The organism is Rossellomorea sp. NS-SX7, assembly GCF_052828565.1.
The window spans coordinates 3,133,276-3,153,637 of sequence record NZ_CM128249.1 but is presented as its reverse complement, the minus strand read 5'-3'; the positions used below and the strand labels follow the sequence as shown (position 1 = coordinate 3,153,637).

Sequence of the window (20,362 nt, the reverse complement as noted above, 5' to 3'; positions counted from 1 at the left end):
GAAAACCCCTCCTCTTAAGTGTCTAAGTCTATTATAATGGAACACAAAGTGATATTAATAAATCTTACTATAAAAGTAACATGTGGAGGTACATATATGAAGAGATTGGTATTTATATCCTTGTGTCTATTAGGTTTAATTCTTGCCGGATGTGGACAAACAGAGAAAGATAACAGCAACGAAGAAAAGCCTGCTGAAACTGAAGAGAGTTCAAGTGGGGCAGAATCCGGAGGAGATGAAAACATGACATACCCGCAGTTGACAACAGAAGTGGCTGAAAATGAAAAGGTAGTGGAAATGAAAACTTCCAAGGGGACGATTAAGATAAAATTATTCCCTGAGCAGGCACCAAAAACGGTTGAAAACTTTATCACTCACAGTGAGAACGGCTACTATGACGGATTGAAATTCCACCGTGTGATCAAAGATTTCATGATTCAAGGCGGAGACCCCAATGGAAATGGAACAGGCGGGGAAAGTATCTGGGGAGAATCATTCGAGGACGAATTCTCTAAACAGCTTTTCAACATCCGCGGAGCTCTTTCAATGGCAAACGCCGGACCTGATACGAATGGAAGCCAGTTCTTCATCGTTCAGAACAGTGAAATGAACCCTGGTTTCGAAGATAAAATGAAGGAAGCCGGATTCCCGCAGGAAATCATCGACGCCTACATGGAACGCGGAGGAACTCCGCATCTTGACTTCAAGCACACGGTTTTCGGACAAGTAATCGAAGGTATGGATGTCGTGGATAAAATCGCGAATGTAGAAGTTGGGCAGAATGATGCTCCGAAAGAAGATGTCACCATTGAAAAGATTACAGTCGTGAAGTAAGGGAGAGTATATCGTATATCGGCACCCGATATACTGCATGATTCCTTATTGATATATGGCATTTCAAAAAGAACCTTGAGCTCTCAAGGTTCTTTTCTTATCTGCTAAATGAGCTGCATGGCATATAGAAGGACTGCAGGGACAGTCAGGTTGATCCTAACAGCTGCTCTTTGATGAAACCTGTTGTTTATTTCCTCGGAAATTGTCGGATTGCGAACGCCCGTCCCTCGTCGCTTTAAATTGATTGGAGAGACGGGTCTTCATAGTGTTCACAGCTTGTTCATACAATCGTTAAATAATTTCTCCGGGGAATTGGTTTCTCCTTTTTTATCTTGGTATAATGGGAAAAGAGTTTGTTTTGAAAGGAAAGGAGCTAATTATGCTTTCTTCATATGTATTGAATTTGTTTTTATACTTCCCGGAAGATAAGACAGAGTACATTCCAGCCGCAATCTGGATGGCGATCTTTTTTATATTGACGATTTTGACATTCCGTTTGATCAAGAGGGTTTCCAAAAAGGAAGAACTCAAGACGAAAGCCATTGAGGAAGAGATAAGTCAGCGTAATCGCAAAACTGAATAACCGTTTTTGATGCACGCCGGGATATGATCCTGGCGTGCTTTTTTGTGGTTTTGAGGTGGAGGATGGGTGTTTGTATGGGTGATGTTGGGGTTGTCAATATTTGTCGAATTGTCGGTAAGTGATTGGTTTTTGTAGATAACGCGACAAAAATGTAGGTAAAATCGAATATTTGTAGATAACGCCACAAAAATGTAGGTAAAATCGAATATTTGTAGATAACACCCCAAAAAACGTTGATAACTCATTAAAAATAGCTGATTTCGCTAATATTCATTGGAAGAGTGAGATGAACATTCCACAGTAGCATATTTATCCCCCTATAAACATGTCAAAATCATTTACATGAGGGATTCGCTGCAGACCCCAGCCCCCAAGCAGTTCGTTTTTTCTCTTCCATAAGAATACTTTCCCTTCATCTCGTCAAAAATGGAGGAAGAGTATGTACATTTGGAGGAATCATAGATGAAAAACAACAAATTACTTTACATAGTCTTGCCGGCAATCCTGCTTGGGGCTTGCGCAATTGAAAATCCAAAGAAGACGGAAGTCGATATGAAGAATGATACGGGCGATTCGCTGGGAAAGGTGATCCTTCAGGAAAAATCGGATGGGGTGGAAGTGGCCCTCGATCTAGAAGGGCTGCCTTCAGGGGAACACGGCATTCATTTCCATGAAAAAGGGACATGTAAACGCCCCGACTTTGTGTCGGCCGGCAACCATTTTAATCCCGATGATAAAAAACATGGTCTGCTTCACCCGGAAGGTGCCCATGCAGGTGATTTGCCGAATATTATCGTAGAGGATGACGGTGTTGCAAAGGTGAAGCTGATGGCACCTCTTGTGACGATGACGAAAGGGAAGACTTCTTTATTCACTAAAGAAGGGACCTCCCTGATCATTACAGAAAATAAAGATGACGGCATGACACAGCCTGCAGGTGATTCGGGATCGAGAATTGCCTGTGGTGAAATCGCCAAAGAAAAAGAGAAGAAGAAGTAAGAGAAGCCCGCTGCTCACCTATCCTGAGCAACGGGCTCTTTTGTTTCTAAAATGATACGTTAAGAATGCGGATGGATAAAGTACACATTGTGCTCTAATTGAACTGAAGCTGCATACTGTCTATCATGATCCAAGCGCCTTACGAAGTCTCTCCAACCCATCCATCAGTACTTCACGCGGACATGCGATATTCATTCTCACGAAGCCTTCGCCGCCATCTCCGTATTTTGGGCCGGGTTCGAGGCCGAGCTTCCCTTTTTCAAGCAGCCGTTCTTTGAGATCCTCATCAGAAAGACCAAGTTCAGTGCAATCGATCCAAAGAAGATAGGTTCCTTCCGGGTCAACAAGATGAAGGTCCGGAAGATACTCCTCAAGGAATGATTTCGTGATCTTCACATTTTCCGATAAATAGTCCAGGATGTTCCCGAGCCACGTTTCACCATGGCGATAGGCAGCTTCCATGCCGGTGATACCGAACGTATTGAGCGTGAAGAAGCCTTGCTTTTTATGGACATCCGCTATTTTTTCGCGGAATTCCTTGTTCGGTGTGATCATGGCTGATGCCTGCAGTCCTGCAAGATTGAAGGTCTTGCTTGGTGCGATGCAGGTGATGGTCATATCCGCGAAGCTTTCATCGATTGAGGCAATCGGCGTATGTGTATGGGGTTCGTAGACGAGATCGGAGTGAATTTCATCCGATACGATGATGACATTGTACTTTCTGCAGAGCTCTGCCATTTTGGTCAGTTCTTCACGTTTCCACACGCGTCCACTTGGATTATGTGGGTTGCAAAGCAGGAATAATTTCACGCCTTTTTTCAGTGATTCTTCAAAGGTATCAAATGAAATGCTGTACCTTCCGTTTTCGTATACTAAAGGAGCATTTTCAATCACTCGATCATTTTCTTCTGTCATCGTGAAGAAGGGCGTGTAGACAGGTGACTGAACCAAAACCTTGTCACCGGGTTCTGTCAGTGCCTGTATAATGGCCGCGATGGCAGGGACGACACCCGGGCTGTATTGAAGCCAGGATCTATGTATATTCCAGCCATGTCTTTTCTTCATCCATTCAGTGATGGCTCCTGCGGGGCCGTCACCTACGAAGGTATAGCCGAAGATCCCATGATCCAAGCGATTAGTTAAGGCTTCGCTTACTTCAGACGGAGGTAGGAAGTCCATATCGGCCACCCACATCGGCAGCACGTCATCTTTTCCGAATACAGTCTTCGTCATATCCCATTTCACAGAGGATGTCCCTTTACGGTCGATTATTTTTTCGAATTCATTCAAAGTCAGTACCCCTTTCACGGTAAGAATGGTGAGTTCTGAAAGATTTCGTGCGGCCAATACCGCTAGTCATCTAACATCTAGTGGATTCTATTACTATTTCCATCTTAGTATGGAAGCCGGAAAGATGAAAATGATTTGATTATCGTTCATTCTTAGTATCTTCAGAAACCAGAGTACAGTTGATGGAAATGAAGAACCTGAGTGAACGTTCCTTCATGAGTGGGATCCTCTTTCAGTCGGAAAGGAAGGGGAGAATACAGTCATTGTCGACGTGGCCGAATCCGTCCATTATGAAAATCACCACCAATTCGCTGGCAAATACCTATGAATGTCCGTTTGAAGAGTGGATCAAGATGGAGAATCGCCTGAAAAATTCTTTGCATTATTGGGAATGAATAACAGTGGGAACTGCTAGGGTTTACGGAGGGATATAAGGGACTTCCCCTTACGTTTCAGTAAGAAGCGTTTTGGGAAGTCCTTTTTTAACCTGCGGCTGCTCTTGTTTTGAGTACTCATCTGCTTTAGAATTCACAAACTGCTGGATGTGATGCAGTACTTCGTCAGGTTTTTCTTCAGGTACAAGATGACCGGTTTCTTTTAGTACGATCAGTTTTGATCGGGGAAGGTCTTCAGCTAGCCTGTGCCCGGTCGTGAGCGGGACAACACGGTCATGTTCCCCCCAGACAAGGAGGCAGGGTGTCTCGATCTTCTTCAATTCCCCCATTGATAAGTCCCCTTCGCGGTCTCGGATCATGCGTGTCAGCGCTTTGAAAATATCATCTTCAAGAAATGGCTTTAAGTAGCCGAACATCATTTCGTCATCGATCAAGTCCTGGTTATGGACAACATTCTCAAGGTTTTTCCGCACACCGGAACGTGTCAGCCACAGTTTTACATACAGATGGAAAAAGGGGATACGGCTGGCCATCAGAACCGGCCATTTCATTCTTTTGAGATAACCCGAGCTGCATAGAAGAACCCCTTTATCAACGAGTGAAGGTTCTTTTTTCATGACATTCAATGCGATCTGTCCGCCCATCGAATGTCCGGTCAGGTGGATATTCTTCACATTCAGGTGGTCAAGCAGCGATATGACGGTGTTTGCCATATTGTCATAGGAATAGGTGAAACGATTGGATTTACCACTGCTGCCGAATGGGGGCAGATCAATTGAAATGACATTGTATTTTTCTTTCAATAGAGGAGTCAGTCGCCTGAAACTGAAGGTTGAAGACAGAAAACCGTGAAGAAGAACGAAGGTTTCAGAAGCTGTTGGATGCTGATGGTATTCATAATATACATTTGCTCCGTTTACGTTTGCCGTTCTTGAAAAATCGTTTCCCTGCATGACTTGTCACTCCTCACAATGTTGGTTTATCGTATTTTACCCTTTTTCTGTTATTTAACACCTTTAACGATTTGATTTCAGGTTAAGAAATTGGAGAGTGACTTTTTCTATTTCTACAAGTTCTGCTATAATGTAACCATTTAAGTGGTTTGAAGGAGGAGCATTATGCAGCTTAGCGAATTGGAGCTTGATTTACTGAGGATTTTACAAAAGGATGCAAGAATCTCATCAGAAAGCTTAGGGAAGATGCTTCAAGTGTCATCAGATGAAGTGGAAAAGGCTCTTACCAAGCTTGAAAACGAAAATATCCTTGTACGATACAGCTCGATTGTGGACTGGTCAAAGGTAGAAGGGCATGAAGGCGTAACTGCCATGATCGACGTAAAAGTGGCTCCGAAAAGAGGCGTCGGATTTGACGAAGTTGCACACCGGATCTATCGCTATAAAGAAGTGAAAAGCGTATATCTGATGTCAGGGGCGTATGATTTATCGGTGACGGTGGAAGGACGGTCCATGAATGAAGTTGCCATGTTTGTGTCAGAGAAACTTTCAACGCTTGATTCTGTTCTATCTACAACGACGCATTTCCAGTTGAAAAAATATAAGCATGACGGCACCATTTTTGGTGATTCTCATGAAGATAAACGAATTGTGGTGTCCCCATGACGACAAAGACATCTTATATTGCGAAATCGGTTGAAAATTTGAAGCCATCCGGTATCAGAAGATTCTTTGATCTGGCAGCCAATATGGAAGGGGTCATTTCTCTCGGCGTCGGCGAGCCGGACTTCATCACATCGTGGACAGTAAGGGAAGCAGCGATCCTGTCATTGGAGCAGGGCTATACCTCCTATACGGCGAACGCTGGCCTCTTGGAGCTGCGAGAGAAAATCAGCAGCTATATGGAGGATGGCTATGGAGTGGAGTATGACCCGAAAACCGAGATCATCGTGACGGTTGGTGCGAGTCAGGCACTTGATATCAGCATGCGGGCCATTATCGATCCAGGCGATGAAGTGGTGGTTGTCGAGCCGGGCTTTGTGTCGTATGTCCCTCTTGTACAGCTTGCAGGGGGAACACCTGTAACAGTTGAAACAAAGCCTGAGAATGGTTTCAAGCTGACTGCAGAAGAACTTGAGGCAGTGATTACGGACAGGACAAAAGCTGTCCTGTTATGTTCACCCAATAACCCTACCGGGACCGTATTGGAAAAAGAAAATCTGGAGGAGCTTGCAGAAGTCATCCGCCGTCATGACCTGGTGGTGCTTTCAGATGAAATCTATTCCGAACTTGCCTATGACCACGGCCACGTTTCGATCGCATCTCTTCATGAAATGAGGGACAGAACGATCGTGATCAACGGGTTCTCAAAAGGTTTTGCGATGACCGGCTGGAGGCTCGGTTTTATATGCGCACCTGAGGAGATTGCAGCGCCGCTGTTGAAAATTCATCAGTACGCCATGATGTGTGCTTCGACTCCTGCTCAATATGCTGCCGTCGAAGCACTTGATAAGGGAATGGAAGAGGTAGTTGAAATGAAACGCAGCTACCGTCATCGCAGGCATTATTTTGTCGATTCTTTGAATGAGATGGGGCTAACGTGCCATCTGCCGGGCGGAGCGTTTTATGCCTTTCCGTCTGTTGCTAAGACGGGGCTGTCCTCTGAAGAATTTGCTGAGAAGCTATTGATGGAAGAGAAGGTGGCAGTCGTTCCGGGAAATGTGTTCGGCAAAGGCGGGGAAGGACATATCCGATGTTCGTATGCATCTTCCATGGAGCAGCTGCAGGAGGCTGTGAAACGGATGAAGAGGTTTGTTGAGAACCATAGCTAGGTTTATTTTGGACCAGGTGTTGACATGTTGGCGCCTGGTTTTTTGATGCCTTGTTTTAAGTCAAAAAAAAATAGGACGATTCAATAATCGTCCAACAAATGAAAACAAAAGGGGGAATACTTAGAAAGCTTAGTCTCAGTATCTCCCCTTTTGAAGAGTTTATACATAGATTTTTAAATTTTATTTCTCGTACTTCACTTCATACAGCATTTGCATGACACGGAGGAAATCATCTTCTGAGAATTCCTTCGCTTTGCGCAGGATTAGCTTTGTCCGTTTTGGGCCGATTTCTTTAATGAGCTGCTCAATCTCTGAATCGATTCCTGCCGGATGATGGTTGATCATTTCACGTTCCAAAAGCTCTGATGCGGGGATATCAAGAACGGTTGACAGCTTTAATATGGTTTGTGTATCAGGGATCTGTTCATTGTTTTCATACTTCTCAATTGTACTCGCGCCTAAGCGAGCTTTCAGGGCTAACTCGCGCTGAGAAATATTTCTATCTTCTCTGACTCTCTTTAAATTCTCACCAAAGTGTGACATTCTAAAACCCCTCCCAAATATCAAATCTTCTTCTTACTTCTATTTTATCACCAAAAGAAAATAATTAGACTGTCCACCCGTGAACAAAATGTTAAAAAAAAGCCCGTCCCTCAACACGTTAAAGTGTCGAAGGGCGGGTCTTCTTATGGAACCAGTTTAGAAATGAATACGAGTATGATTGCTATCGGGACGATATAGCGAAGAAGGATGATCCAGGCGGTGAACAGTCCTTTGGAGGTGGACGACCCCTGTTGGATTTCATTCCATACTTCTTCCCTTTTCAGGCGATAGGATACAAAGATACTGATAAACAATGCTCCGATCGGCAGTCCGAAACTGCTTGTGATAAAGTCTGCAAAATCAAAGAAGTTCCGGCCGAGAAGTGTGAACTCGCTGAAGACCCCAAATGACAGTGCACTTGGAATTCCGGCGATGAGTACCATGATTCCCATCAACCATGTATAGGGCATTCTCTTTTTTTGATCCCCTTTCGTTAATGCGGCTACTCCAATTTCAAGAATTGAAAAGGCCGATGTCAACGTCGCAAAGAGAAGCAGAATCAAGAATACGGACAGGAAAATCCCGCCGAATGCTATTTCATTAAAAACGGCCGGAAGCACGACGAAGGCAATACCAGGTCCTTCATCAGGCTGGAATCCCAATGCGTAGACAGATGGGAAAATCACCAATCCTGCTAGTAGAGAGATGAAAATATTCAGACCAGAAACTGAAATCGCCGACCGCGGCATGCTGTCCTCCTTTGAAAGATAGGATGCATATGTCACCATGACAGACAGGCCGACACTCAATGAGAAAAAGGCTTGTCCAAGTGCAAGCAGTGCCGTTTCGCCCGTCAAGTACTTCCAGTCGGGGACCAGAAGGAAGCGTACACCTTCCATGGCGCCTTCGAGGGTGAGCGAGCGTGCCACCAGGATAAGAAATAAAATAAATAAAGACGGCATCATATAGCGGCTCGCACGTTCAATCCCTTTCTGGATCCCTCCTTGAACGACCATGACAGTCAGTACAAGAAACAAGGCTTGTGTAATCAGGATTTCCCATGGGTTTGCAATGATATCTTCAAACATTGCCCCGTATTGTTCCTGGGTTTTTCCTGAGAGAGCCCCTGTGAAACTTCTCGCAAGATAAGAAAGAATCCAGCCTCCAACGACGCTGTAAAAAGACAGGATGATAAATGAAACAATCGTACCGAGATAACCGATTAGATGCCAGGCTGATCCAGGTGCCAGCTTTTTATACGATGTTACGGCATCGGCGCCGGCTTTTCTTCCAATCACAAACTCTGCCAGCAAAATCGGAGTGCCGATCAATATCGTGAAGATGATAAAAAGGAGAAAGAAAACTCCTCCGCCATTCGCCCCGGCCATATATGGGAATTTCCAAATCGCTCCGAGGCCTATGGCAGAACCGGCTGCTGCCAGGATAAATCCTATTTTCGATGACCATTGTTGTTTCTTTGCCATGACGATAATACTCCTCTCTAAAGGCTTTAATTAAGGTTTAAAAACAAAACGATTTTTCCATACTACTATGTTTTTCGGGAAGTGTACACCGGATTTTTAAATTTTCAATATATATTAAAAATGGTTGTAAATGTATTGAATTCATAGATTTTTCAAACGAATGATTTTTTCCTTTACATTAGTATGGATGTAAACGTTTTAAATCATGAAAAAATTCCTATTTTATTGAAAAAATAAAAACGGGCTGGAAAAGTTAGCAAAGTATAGTATACTAGTGGTAACGACACGTTCACAAATTAGACAATAATTCGTCATTAATTAGTCAAAATTGAAAGCGCTTAAATCAGGAGGGATCATTTATGGATATGTTTATGGTGTATTTATTCGTTGCAACGGCTACTCCTCTATTCTTATGGATCGAGCATCGTAAATGGGCTTTGATTCATATTCCATTTCTAGTAGCATTGTGGGCCATCTTCATTTATTACGTAGCAGTTCCGGAAATGGGCGGCTGGGGACATGTGACATTCTGGAGTCTATTCGTCTTTAACTTTGCGTTCGCACATCTTGCAGCATTTTGGTTATACGCGGCTCCTTATTTGAAAAAACACAGAAAGAAAATGATGGAGATGCGAAGATACAATATTGAAAAATAAATCCCCGGAAACGAGGGATTTATTTTTTTTTGCCTTCAGAGCCTGAGAAACACACCGATGTTAATATGAAATAATAGGCTATCCATTTTAAGAAAAAAATTCCTGTTTTTATGAAACAAAAACCAATCAGCCTTCGTTACATAGATAAGAAGATCAAGAAGGAAGGAGAGGTATACAGCATTGGACGAATTTCAGCTCATTGAAAAGGCAAAACAGGGCGACCTTTCCGCCTACAGTAAATTAATCAGCGACTATTCCCCCATCGTGGAACGGTTCGCTTATCAGATGGGAAATAACTTGAACGATATACCTGATATCAGCCAAGAGGTTTTCATAAGGGTTTACCGGTTTATCGACGGATTCACCCATGCGAAATTCACGACCTGGCTATATAAGATAACGTTAAATGTATCAAGGGATTTTAAAAGGAAAGAAAGTCAGCATAACAAAAGGGTCCATAAAGTGATGAACGAACCGGTATATGAAACGGCCGCCGCACATGTATCTGTTCTGAGGGAAGAAGAGGACCGTGTACTTCACGAATGCATTCAAGAACTAGAGGAAAAGTACAGAGCACCGATCATCCTGTATTATTTTCATGAAAAAAAATACGAGGAGATTGCAGATATACTATCCGTCAATCTTTCTACGATTAAAACCCGGATACTGAGAGGGAAAAGTCTGTTGAAAAAACTGCTTGAGGAAGCGGAAAAAGGGGAGGGGACCATCAATGGATGAGAAAATGTTCGAGAAGCGGATGGAATTATTAGACCGTACGTATAAAAAAATGCCTGCTCAAACGGATTCGCATGCCATCCTTAAAGCCATTAAGGAAGAACAAAATCGGTCCAAAAAGAAGCGTTCCCGCCCCGTCATTCACTGGCCTTACGTTGCAAGCTTTATCGGTGTCTTTCTGATCGGTACTGTATTGGCACTGCAATTGACGATGGGCGATGACATTCAGGGTGATGGAGGGGATCAAAACCAGCAAGCGGCTGAGCACCACTATCAAGGTGAAACAAGTAAAGAGCTGCTGACAGAAATGGAAGATGTAAAAGCCCTCTATGAACTCCGGAAGACGCAGGCTATGGAGCGTCTTGGGTTCAACGAGTCCACATTCAGTCAAACGCAGCTTAATAAGGATGCACAGGGACATTTGATTTATGTTGAATCCATCCCCAAACGTGACTATCCTCTTGACATGAAACTTCAATGGGCAGAGAGAGGGAAAGAGTGGATCGAAGAATCATTGAGGACCCCTGACATGATGATCCGGAGCCTCAAAGGCGGAATCACGTTGATGGAAGCGGAAGCCTGGACAGGAACCTTTTTGGAAAAACAAACGGGATTACTTCCGATTTACGAAGAAAAACTGCAGACATACAAAGACTGGTGGAAACCTCATATTGAAAACGGAAAAATCAATATGAAGAGCTTGAATTCACCTCAGCCCTATCCCAGCGAGTTCAGAATGCTGCTTGGCGGTATCACGAACAATGCGGTTAAGCTTACTTACAATGAAAAGGAAGACACTCTTGAAACGTCCATTGACTTTGAGTATGTCAACATGATTTCAGGAGATGCTCTGCCGGATGTATATGTGTCCTACATGAAAACACGCGAATCTTCTGTATTGAAAGCAGGGGAATTCACGACGGGATGGAAAGAGGCAGGTGACCGTCTCATGCTGTTTGAACAAATCCTTAAAGAACTGCCTGAGGATTCGCGTTTCAGAAATGAAGTGGAGCTTGAGTATGATCTCCTCTATCAATATTATGTGAACGGCGGTGTCAACCAGCCGATTTTTACAGAGACGGGCAAATTGAAGCCGGAAGTGCGGGAAGCGTATGAGTATCTTGTAGAGAACTACCCCACATATAAATCTGCTGAAAGTCTGCAAGGGGTTTTGAATGAACTGAGGGAATCGAATGGTGTGAAGCCGGAACGATGGGTGCAGCATACACCGGTCATCATCTCGTCAGAAGTGGGAAGGATTTACGAGGGCAATAATTAGCGGTTTCGGTTTATTATTCAGAAAGTGAATAATGTTTTAATAATAAGGAAAATAGGGAAACATAACTAGTGAGATGCGTATTTTTAGATGAAAAAAAGGAAAGAATTCATGCTCCTGTACAATTCCTTTTGCCGAAAACCATCATCTATGGTATAATCTAAAATTGCGTGTAAAAGAGAAAAATAATATATATACTAGGAGTGTTACCATGACTACAAAATTCGAAACAGGATCTGTTGTAACAGGTAAAGTTACAGGAATCCAGCCATACGGAGCATTTGTTGCATTAGACGAAGAAACACAAGGACTTGTTCACATCTCTGAAATCACACACGGATTCGTTAAAGATGTCAGCGAGCACCTTTCAGTAGGCGACGAAGTGAAGGTTAAAGTATTATCAGTTGATGAAGCAGCTGGTAAAATCAGCCTTTCAATCCGAGCTACAGAAGAAGCTCCAGCACCTCAGGCTAAGCCTGCAGCAGCGAAAAAACCTCGCCGTCAAGGAAGTGTAAAGCCGGCAGCTGAAGAAACAACACCAGCTGGCTTCAACACACTTAAAGACAAGCTTGAAGAGTGGATCGAGCAATCTGAACGTGAAGATCTAATCAAGAAGTAATGAGTCAAAGACCGCCCCAATATGAGTGGGTGGTCTTTTTTTGTTTGGACAAAGGATATCAAAGAGTTATCACGAATACATGTTATATAGGAAAAAGGGAGGTGTAATAATATGGAAGAAGTAAACCGTCTTGTGAAAACCAATCCATGCACACACATCCTGTACTGTTACCAAAATAAAGAGATGTATATGAAGAATGTCCTTGCATATCTTGTTGATGGGATCGAATCAGGGGAAACAGTCATCCTCATTGAAAGTGAAAAAAACCTGAAAATGCTGGTCGATCGATTAAAAGAGAAGCTGACAGACAATCAATTCAAGCAAGTCCATGCCGTCAGTAATTTCGAATTTTACTTATCAAGCGGAAGCTACCATCCTCCAGCGATTTACGAACAATTAATCAACATCTACACACCTTATTTTGAAGGCAATGCCCCTTTTCGAACCTGGACGAACGTAGAATGGGGAGGGCTGGAAGATCCTGCTCACATCGTAGATTGGTTTGAACAAGAAACCGATAAAATTGTGAATGAACAAAAAATGACACTCGTATGTGCGTATGAAGCGGATAAAATGCCTGTTGACATGCAGTCCATCTTAGAAAAAAGTCATCCTTACATCATGACCGATGAGGAGGAGCTTATTGATTCTGAGATGTACAATAAAATCAAGCTTTAAAGGTAAAGCGATGAATCAAGCATTCATCGCTTTATTTATGCAGAATTATATTTCCGGAAAATAAAGAATTTTTTCACAATATACTTGTCCGTACAACTCAAATCGAATATAATGAAAAATGAAAGCGCTTTTACAAAGAGGAATACATAACAATCGGGAGGGACTAGAATGCTTTTTAATAATCCGAATACAGAAGGTTCACTGGTTCAATTCAAAGACAAATATGAGAACTTCATTGGCGGGGAATTTGTTCCGCCGGCAAGTGGAGAGTACTTCGAGAATGTATCACCTGTAACAGGTAAAGTGTTTACAAAGATCGCACGCTCAAATGAAGCGGATGTGGAAAAGGCACTGGATGCTGCACATGCGGCAAAGGACGCATGGGGCAAAACATCCGTTGCCGAGAGAGCGTCGATTCTAAATAAGATTGCCGACCGCATGGAAGAAAACCTTGAAATGCTTGCTGTAGCAGAAACGTGGGATAATGGTAAGCCGGTACGCGAAACGCTTGCTGCCGATATGCCGCTGGCAATCGATCATTTCCGCTACTTCGCAGGCTGCATCAGAGGGCAGGAAGGAACGCTTGGAGAAATTGATAATGACACGGTTTCTTATCATTTCCATGAGCCGATCGGGGTTGTAGCTCAGATCATTCCTTGGAACTTCCCGATTCTGATGGCTGTATGGAAAATCGCTCCGGCGCTTGCTGCCGGTAACTGTGTGGTATTGAAGCCTGCTGAGCAGACTCCGGCTTCCATCATGGTTCTTGTTGAACTGATTCAAGACCTGCTTCCAAAGGGCGTATTGAACGTGGTTCAAGGTTTCGGTGTTGAAGCAGGGAAGCCACTTGCCCAAAGTAAGCGTGTCGGTAAAGTTGCCTTCACTGGTGAAACGACGACAGGCCGCTTGATCATGCAATATGCTTCTCAAAATATCATTCCGGTGACACTTGAGCTTGGCGGTAAATCACCGAATATCTTCTTTGAAGATGTCATGAATGAAGATGATGATTTCCTTGATAAAGCGGTAGAAGGATTCGTCATGTTCGCTCTTAACCAAGGAGAAGTATGTACATGTCCTTCAAGAGCGCTGATCCAGGAATCCATCTACGACAAGTTCATGGAAAGAGCGATCGAACGCGTGAAGCAAATCAAGCAGGGCAACCCGCTGGATACGGACATAATGCTTGGAGCGCAGGCGTCAGAAGAGCAGCTGGATAAGATTCTTTCTTACATCGAAATCGGTAAACAAGAAGGAGCGGAGTGCCTGATCGGCGGAGAGCAGAATAAATTGGAAGGTGACCACGAATCTGGTTACTATGTAAAACCGACTGTATTTAAAGGTGACAACTCCATGCGAATCTTCCAGGAAGAAATCTTTGGACCAGTTGTTTCCGTTACAACATTCAAAACGAAGGAAGAAGCGCTTGAAATCGCCAACGATACGCTTTATGGACTTGGTGCGGGTGTATGGACACGTGATATGAACACAGCATACCGTTTCGGGCGTGAGATCCAGGCGGGCCGCGTGTGGACAAACTGCTACCACGCATATCCTGCGCATGCAGCATTCGGCGGCTACAAAATGTCGGGTATCGGCCGTGAAACGCATAAGATGATGCTGTCCCACTACCAGCAAACGAAGAACCTTCTTGTAAGCTACAGCCCTAAGAAGTTAGGATTCTTCTAAAATGGAAAATAGACTGGAGGCGACAGAGCAGGCCCTTCAATTGATTGAAAAGCTTAAGAGCAAGCATGGACCACTGCTTTTTCATCAATCAGGAGGATGTTGTGATGGAAGTTCCCCGATGTGTTTGAGCCAGGATGATTTGATCATAGGTGACAGCGACGTGTTAGTGGGTACTGCAGCCGATTGTCCTTTCTATATGAATTCACAGCAATATGAGTATTGGAAGCATTTCAAGATCATATTGGACGTGAAACCTGGAAGAGGAGGCGTCTTCTCTTTGGAATCCACTGAAGGAATGAGGTTCATCACGGATTCCGAATTGATTAAGTCTTAGTTTCCAAAGTCAGTTCTATTTTTAAAAAGAGAATAATAGTGTTAAAAAGACAACTTATTTGTTTAAGTTGTCTTTTTTTAATGGTTATTTTTCTTTTTTAATAGTTATTAATTTAAAATAATTATAATTTGTTATTGACTTTCATTCTCAATTGATTAAAATGAAAATATACTTACTTAATAATTATTCTAATTTAAAGGAGTTTTCAATATGGATAGAAAGAAATTAACAACAAATCAAGGTGCGCCCATCGGCGATAATCAGAATTCGATGACAGCAGGCCGCAGGGGTCCATCATTACTAGAAGACTATCAACTGATTGAAAAGTTGGCCCATTTTGACAGGGAGCGAGTTCCTGAAAGAGTCGTTCACGCAAGAGGTGCAGGGGCTCATGGGGTATTCATCACAAAAAACAGCATGAAAAAATACACGAAAGCAAAATTCCTCCAAAACCCTGGGACAGAGACACCGGTGTTTGCCCGTTTCTCTACGGTCATCCATGGCCAGCATTCCCCTGAAACGTTGAGGGATCCGCGTGGCTTTGCCGTTAAATTTTACACGGAGGAAGGAAATTGGGACTTTGTCGGGAATAACCTGCCCGTATTCTTCATCCGCGATGCCATGAAGTTTCCGGATATGGTTCATTCCTTAAAGCCGGATCCTCGTACGAATATACAGGACGGGGAGCGTTATTGGGATTTCATGTCGTTGACACCTGAATCGACCAATATGCTGGTGCATCTATTTACTGATGAGGGAATTCCGGCGAACTACCGCCAGATGCGCGGTTCGAGCGTCCACTCTTTCAAATGGGTGAACGAAGCAGGGAATACCGTTTATATCAAATTGAAATGGAAGACAAAACAGGGTGAGGTGAACCTGTCAGCTGAGAGAGCGGCAGAGATTCAGGCGAATGATTTCAACCATGCAAGCCGTGATTTATACGAAGCGATTGAAAACGGCGATTATCCCCAATGGGATTTATATGTTCAAGTTCTCGATCCGATGGATATGGATTCATTCGATTTCGATCCGCTGGATGCAACGAAGGATTGGCCGGAAGATGAGATTCCATCTCATTTCGTGGGGACGATGATATTGAATAAAAATCCTGAGAACGTGTTTGCGGAAACGGAATCCGTCGGCTTTAACCCTGGTGTATTAGTGAACGGCATGCTGCCATCAGAAGATAAGCTGCTGCAGGGCAGGCTGTTCTCTTATTCCGATACGCAGCGCTACCGCATCGGGGCGAACTATCAGCAGCTGCCGATCAACTGTCCGTTCGCACAGGTGAATAATAACCAGAGAGACGGTGCGATGCCATTCAAACAGCAAACGAGCCCGATCAACTATGAACCAAACAGCTATGACCATGAACCGAAGGAAGTGGAAGGATACACGGAAGTGAACCAGCCGATGTCGGGTGAACGCGGCCGTCAAAAAATCGAGAAAACGGACGATTTCGGTCAGGCCGGACGTGTGTATCGAAGCTATTCACCGGAAGTGAAGGCGCAGCTCGTGAAGAATCTTACGGAGGAGTTGAGCGCTGTCAGCGAACGGATCGCTCTCCGTGCAATTTGCAATTTCTACCGGGCAGATGAGGAGCTTGGGAAGAAGATTGCAGAAGGGGTGGGAGTGGATTTGACTCCTTACTTGCAGTATGTGAAATAGCCAGATTCATAGAGTGCCAGTCTTTTCTTAGCGTGTGCTGGGGAGGGGCTGGTACTTTTTTTGGGGTTTGTATATGGAGGATGGGGTGGTGTATATGGTATGAGGGGTGGGTGAACGATGTTTGGATCTATATCGGATATCAACAAAAATTTGAGTTTACCAACGATTTTTGGGATATACCAACAAAATTTTGTATTTACCAACGATTTTTCCGATTTACCAACAAAAATGGCTCAATTACCGACAATTCTTCAAAAAACGACAAAATTTTCCGTGTGCCTGCATCCCACCCCTACGTCTCATACCCAATTTCCGCCCCTACGTCACTCGCCTAAGTCCCGTACCTACATCACGCCCTACAACACACGCTTACATCCCCAGCGTCATTCTTCCCCCCTCACACAAAAAAGCCACACCCTCACCGGGCATGGCCATTTCTCAACAATCATTTTCCATACACTTCTCAATACCCAGCCCCGCGCTCAATCCCGTATTTCCTGATCCGATACTGCAGATTCTGGCGGCTCATGCCAAGGGATTTTGCAGTCTGGGTGATGTTGTATTCATGGTGCTTCAAAGCTTTTTGGATATAATATGTTTCTGCTTCTTCCACAAACATCTCCAGTGGTTTGATGTCGCTTCCCGTCTGATAGAGGAAGTCCGATTCTTCCTGAACTTCCTGGCTGAAAGAACCATGGTGCAGACGCTGCCTGAATCCGATCGGCAGATGATTGAAATCGATCCATTCGTCAAAGCCGACGAGATTGAATGCCCCCTCTATTACGTGCTCCAATTCCCTTACATTACCCGGCCATTCATATTCTAGAAAAATGGTTGAGACGTCTTCAGTCAGCCCCTTGATATTCATGGCGAAGTGATGATTGAACTGATTGATGAAAAATGAAATCAGCTCCTGCATGTCTTCTTTCCGGTCACGAAGCGAAGGAATGAAGATGGAAACAACACTCAGACGATAAAATAAATCTTTCAACAGCCGCCCTTCAGCGATTGCATCGATCGGGTCTTCGTTCACCGTTGCAATCACACGGACATCATATGGAAGGTCTGTCCCTCCCTGCAGGATGTTTAACAGTTTCTGTTGAAGGGAAGGGGATAATGAGTTAATTTCATCGAGCAGTAATGTGCCGCCCTGCGCCTGCTGGAAAAGGGTTTGACGATTCTCGGTTTCACCCTTGCCCGCTGCGCTGTCATTTCCTTCGAATAGAAGGCTTTCCAGCATGTCTTGGGGTAAGGAAGCGCAGTTCTGGGCGACGAACGGACGGTCTGAACGGGAGCTGCCGTTATGGATGCTTTGGGCGAACAGTTCTTTCCCCGTCCCTGCCTCCCCGCAGATCAGGACGGGGGAAGAGGTTCTCGTGGCTCTTTTTCCGGTTTCGACAGCTTCCTGTAAACGGACGTTTTCACCTGCGATGCTGTCGAATGTATAGAGGCTGTTCGTCCGTTTGTGCAGGTTGTCTCGCATCATTTTCTCAAGCATCGTGACATCCCGGGCTATTTCGATTGCCCCTATCAGCACATCGTCATGAAAGATCGGAAAGGTGTCGTTGATGGTCGTGATTTCAATTCCGTTAATATTGAAGTAGGTCTGTTTGACATTGAGAGCAGGCTCTTTTGTTTTCAGGACTTGCAGAAGGGTGCTTTCTTCTTCCGAGTGAAATTGAAACACATCAAGAAGATTTTTATCCAGTACGTCTTCTATATCCATACCTTCAATATCGCGCATCTTGCGGTTATAAATGATCGTTTTGCCCCTTGAGTCGATGACATGGACACCTGATTCGAGATGTTCAGCTACTTTTTCATACATATATAAACGTTTTTCGAATTCTTGCATGAAGTCTCTCTCCTCATTTTAAACGTGCAATTCCTCAGTCTAACAGTTTTTAGAAAGGGTGCAAATTGTTATTTTGGTATAATTAAATGACTTGTAAGTGCTTAATGAAAAAATTTTTAAAAAACTCTTGAAAAACGCAACTATCTTTTGCATTATTATAAGTGTAAGGGTTTTCGAAATGCAAATTTTTTTTGCATGCCTGTTAACTAGCCTCATTTCAGAGGATGAATAAAAATCGTTGTTTAAAGGGGGAAATGCCCAAATGATTCCTTACAAGCACGAACCATTCACAGATTTCTCACAAAAAGAGAATCAAAAAGCATTCAAAGAAGGTTTGAAAGTAGTTGAAAGTTACTTAGGTCAAGACTATCCGCTGATTATCGGCGGTGAGCGCGTAATGACTGACGATAAGATTGTTTCTGTCAACCCGTCAAACAAAGAAGAGCTTATCGGACGCGTTTCTAAAGCAAACCAAGATCTAGCTGAAAAAGCTATGAATGTAGCCTATGATACGTTCCAGACCTGGCGTAAAGTGAAGCCAGAGACACGTGCAGATATCCTGTTCCGTGCTTCTGCCATCGTTCGTCGCCGTAAGCATGAATTCTCTGCTTTATTAACGAAGGAAGCCGGTAAACCATGGAAGGAAGCGGATGCGGATACTGCTGAAGCAATCGACTTCATGGAATATTACGGGCGCCAAATGCTTCGTATTAAAGATGGGTTCCCCGTTGAAAGCCGTCCTGGTGAGTATAACCAGTTCAACTATATCCCGCTTGGAGTGGGTGTTGTCATCTCTCCTTGGAACTTTGCGTTTGCGATCATGGCTGGTACTGCTGTAGCGGCGATTGTTTCAGGTAACACGGTCCTTCTGAAGCCGGCATCGACAACAGCGGTTGTTGCAGCGAAATTCATTGAAGTACTGGAAGAAGCTGGACTCCCAAAAGGAGTCATCAACTATGTTCCTGGAAGCGGCGCTGAAGTCGGCGACTATTTAGTCGATCATCCAAAGACACGCTTCATTTCATTCACAGGTTCACGCGAAGTGGGTACACGCATCTATGAAAGAGCCGCGGTTGTTCACAAAGGCCAAAAATGGCTGAAACGTGTGATTGCTGAAATGGGCGGTAAAGATACGATTGTTGTAGACAGCGAAGGCGATCTTGAACTTGCAGCTCAATCGATCGTTGCTTCTGCATTCGGATTCTCAGGTCAAAAATGTTCGGCCTGCTCACGTGCAGTCATCGTCGAAGATGTATACGATAGAGTGCTGGAGCGCGCAGTTGAATTAACGAAAGAATTAACGGTTGGTGATCCAGTTGACCAGGATAACTTCATGGGTCCTGTGATCGACCAGGCGTCATTCGATAAAATCATGAGCTATGTTGAAATTGGTAAAGAGGAAGGCAAACTGATGATTGGCGGCGAAGGGGATAACTCTAAAGGTTTCTTCGTAAAACCGACAATCTTTGCAGATGTTGCCCCTGATGCCCGTCTGATGCAGGAAGAAATCTTCGGACCTGTCGTAGCATTCTCCAAAGCAAAAGATTTCGATCACGCGCTTGAGATTGCAAACAACACGGACTACGGTTTGACTGGTGCTGTCATCACGAATAACCGTGCGAAGATCGAACAGGCACGTGAAGACTTCCATGTGGGGAACCTTTATTTCAACAGAGGTTGTACGGGTGCGATTGTTGGATACCAGCCATTCGGCGGATTCAACATGTCAGGTACCGACTCGAAAGCGGGGGGACCGGACTACCTGCTTCTTCACATGCAGGCAAAGACAACTTCAGAAACTCTTTAATACCCAACCGGGAGGAGCCTTTGTAGACAGAGGCTCCATCCTTTTGTATAACCATTTAATTATTGCAGTGGAAGAAGATTTTCGTAAGCTGCAACTTTTTTTGAAAAAATATCTGCAATCTCATGAAGG

General features: G+C 44.0%; 19 protein-coding genes. 14 read left to right on the top strand and 5 right to left on the bottom strand.

Annotated elements, in window-relative coordinates; all coding sequences use genetic code 11:
• Positions 1-96 precede the first annotated feature (96 nt).
• The 3 genes from ACUXV2_RS15750 to ACUXV2_RS15740 all read left to right on the top strand — a co-directional run bounded on the left by ACUXV2_RS15750 (position 97) and on the right by ACUXV2_RS15740 (position 2,416).
• Entirely contained in the window at positions 97-834 is a 738-nt protein-coding gene (locus ACUXV2_RS15750; RefSeq protein WP_446244100.1) for a peptidylprolyl isomerase, read from the top strand.
• A 379-nt stretch (positions 835-1,213) separates the two neighbouring features.
• The gene (locus ACUXV2_RS15745; protein ID WP_446244099.1) at positions 1,214-1,417 is read left to right on the top strand and encodes a hypothetical protein; all 204 of its coding nucleotides are present in this window, start codon (positions 1,214-1,216) and stop codon (positions 1,415-1,417) included.
• Positions 1,418-1,879: 462 nt separating this feature from the next.
• Positions 1,880-2,416, top strand: a complete 537-nt coding sequence (locus tag ACUXV2_RS15740; RefSeq protein WP_446244098.1) for a superoxide dismutase family protein — start codon at positions 1,880-1,882, stop codon at positions 2,414-2,416.
• 123 nt (positions 2,417-2,539) lie between these two features.
• On the opposite strand, the gene ACUXV2_RS15735 is transcribed toward ACUXV2_RS15740, so the two are convergent.
• Positions 2,540-3,712 carry a MalY/PatB family protein gene (locus tag ACUXV2_RS15735; RefSeq protein WP_446247092.1) on the bottom strand — a complete coding sequence of 391 codons (1,173 nt, stop codon included), beginning with the start codon at positions 3,710-3,712 and terminating at the stop codon, positions 2,540-2,542.
• Positions 3,713-4,151: 439 nt separating this feature from the next.
• Positions 4,152-5,054, bottom strand: a complete 903-nt coding sequence (locus ACUXV2_RS15730; protein ID WP_446244097.1) for an alpha/beta fold hydrolase — start codon at positions 5,052-5,054, stop codon at positions 4,152-4,154.
• A 165-nt stretch (positions 5,055-5,219) separates the two neighbouring features.
• Between ACUXV2_RS15730 and ACUXV2_RS15725 the strand changes: the two genes are divergently transcribed.
• Positions 5,220-5,720 (top strand): Lrp/AsnC family transcriptional regulator, encoded by a 501-nt coding sequence (locus ACUXV2_RS15725; RefSeq protein WP_446244096.1) that lies wholly within the window; start codon positions 5,220-5,222, stop codon positions 5,718-5,720.
• A complete protein-coding gene (locus ACUXV2_RS15720; protein ID WP_446244095.1) occupies positions 5,717-6,886 on the top strand; it encodes an aminotransferase in 1,170 nt (389 codons plus the stop codon). Before ACUXV2_RS15725 ends, ACUXV2_RS15720 begins: the two co-directional genes overlap by 4 nt.
• A 180-nt stretch (positions 6,887-7,066) precedes the next feature.
• On the opposite strand, the gene ACUXV2_RS15715 is transcribed toward ACUXV2_RS15720, so the two are convergent.
• On the bottom strand, positions 7,067-7,429 hold the full coding sequence (locus ACUXV2_RS15715) for a helix-turn-helix domain-containing protein (RefSeq protein WP_446244094.1): 363 nt from the start codon (positions 7,427-7,429) through the stop codon (positions 7,067-7,069).
• 143 nt (positions 7,430-7,572) lie between these two features.
• A complete protein-coding gene (locus tag ACUXV2_RS15710) occupies positions 7,573-8,913 on the bottom strand; it encodes a sodium-dependent transporter (protein WP_446244093.1) in 1,341 nt (446 codons plus the stop codon).
• A 359-nt stretch (positions 8,914-9,272) separates the two neighbouring features.
• Between ACUXV2_RS15710 and ACUXV2_RS15705 the strand changes: the two genes are divergently transcribed.
• From ACUXV2_RS15705 to ACUXV2_RS15670, 8 genes are all read left to right on the top strand, one after another.
• Positions 9,273-9,569 (top strand): spore morphogenesis/germination protein YwcE, encoded by a 297-nt coding sequence (locus ACUXV2_RS15705; RefSeq protein WP_446244092.1) that lies wholly within the window; start codon positions 9,273-9,275, stop codon positions 9,567-9,569.
• 180 nt (positions 9,570-9,749) lie between these two features.
• Positions 9,750-10,307 (top strand): RNA polymerase sigma factor, encoded by a 558-nt coding sequence (locus ACUXV2_RS15700; protein WP_446244091.1) that lies wholly within the window; start codon positions 9,750-9,752, stop codon positions 10,305-10,307.
• Positions 10,300-11,583 (top strand): hypothetical protein, encoded by a 1,284-nt coding sequence (locus ACUXV2_RS15695; RefSeq protein ID WP_446244090.1) that lies wholly within the window; start codon positions 10,300-10,302, stop codon positions 11,581-11,583. Before ACUXV2_RS15700 ends, ACUXV2_RS15695 begins: the two co-directional genes overlap by 8 nt.
• Before the next feature lie 208 nt (positions 11,584-11,791).
• On the top strand, positions 11,792-12,199 hold the full coding sequence (yugI, locus tag ACUXV2_RS15690) for a S1 domain-containing post-transcriptional regulator GSP13 (protein WP_224945389.1): 408 nt from the start codon (positions 11,792-11,794) through the stop codon (positions 12,197-12,199).
• 111 nt (positions 12,200-12,310) lie between these two features.
• A complete protein-coding gene (locus ACUXV2_RS15685; RefSeq protein ID WP_446244089.1) occupies positions 12,311-12,877 on the top strand; it encodes an MEDS domain-containing protein in 567 nt (188 codons plus the stop codon).
• Between the two features lie 168 nt (positions 12,878-13,045).
• Complete coding sequence (gene adh, locus ACUXV2_RS15680) at positions 13,046-14,566, top strand: aldehyde dehydrogenase (RefSeq protein WP_446244088.1); 1,521 nt, start codon at positions 13,046-13,048, stop codon at positions 14,564-14,566.
• A gap of 1 nt (position 14,567) precedes the next feature.
• Entirely contained in the window at positions 14,568-14,900 is a 333-nt protein-coding gene (locus ACUXV2_RS15675) for a DUF779 domain-containing protein (RefSeq protein WP_446244087.1), read from the top strand.
• 210 nt (positions 14,901-15,110) lie between these two features.
• A complete protein-coding gene (locus ACUXV2_RS15670; RefSeq protein ID WP_446244086.1) occupies positions 15,111-16,571 on the top strand; it encodes a catalase in 1,461 nt (486 codons plus the stop codon).
• A 463-nt stretch (positions 16,572-17,034) separates the two neighbouring features.
• Here ACUXV2_RS15670 and ACUXV2_RS15665 read toward each other — a convergent pair whose 3' ends face one another.
• Positions 17,035-18,426, bottom strand: coding sequence for a sigma-54 interaction domain-containing protein (locus ACUXV2_RS15665; RefSeq protein WP_446244085.1), 1,392 nt, complete (start codon positions 18,424-18,426; stop codon positions 17,035-17,037).
• Between the two features lie 262 nt (positions 18,427-18,688).
• Between ACUXV2_RS15665 and pruA the strand changes: the two genes are divergently transcribed.
• Positions 18,689-20,233: an L-glutamate gamma-semialdehyde dehydrogenase gene (gene pruA, locus ACUXV2_RS15660; protein WP_446244084.1), complete on the top strand. Its 1,545-nt coding sequence runs from the start codon at positions 18,689-18,691 to the stop codon at positions 20,231-20,233.
• Positions 20,234-20,362: the final 129 nt, after the last annotated feature.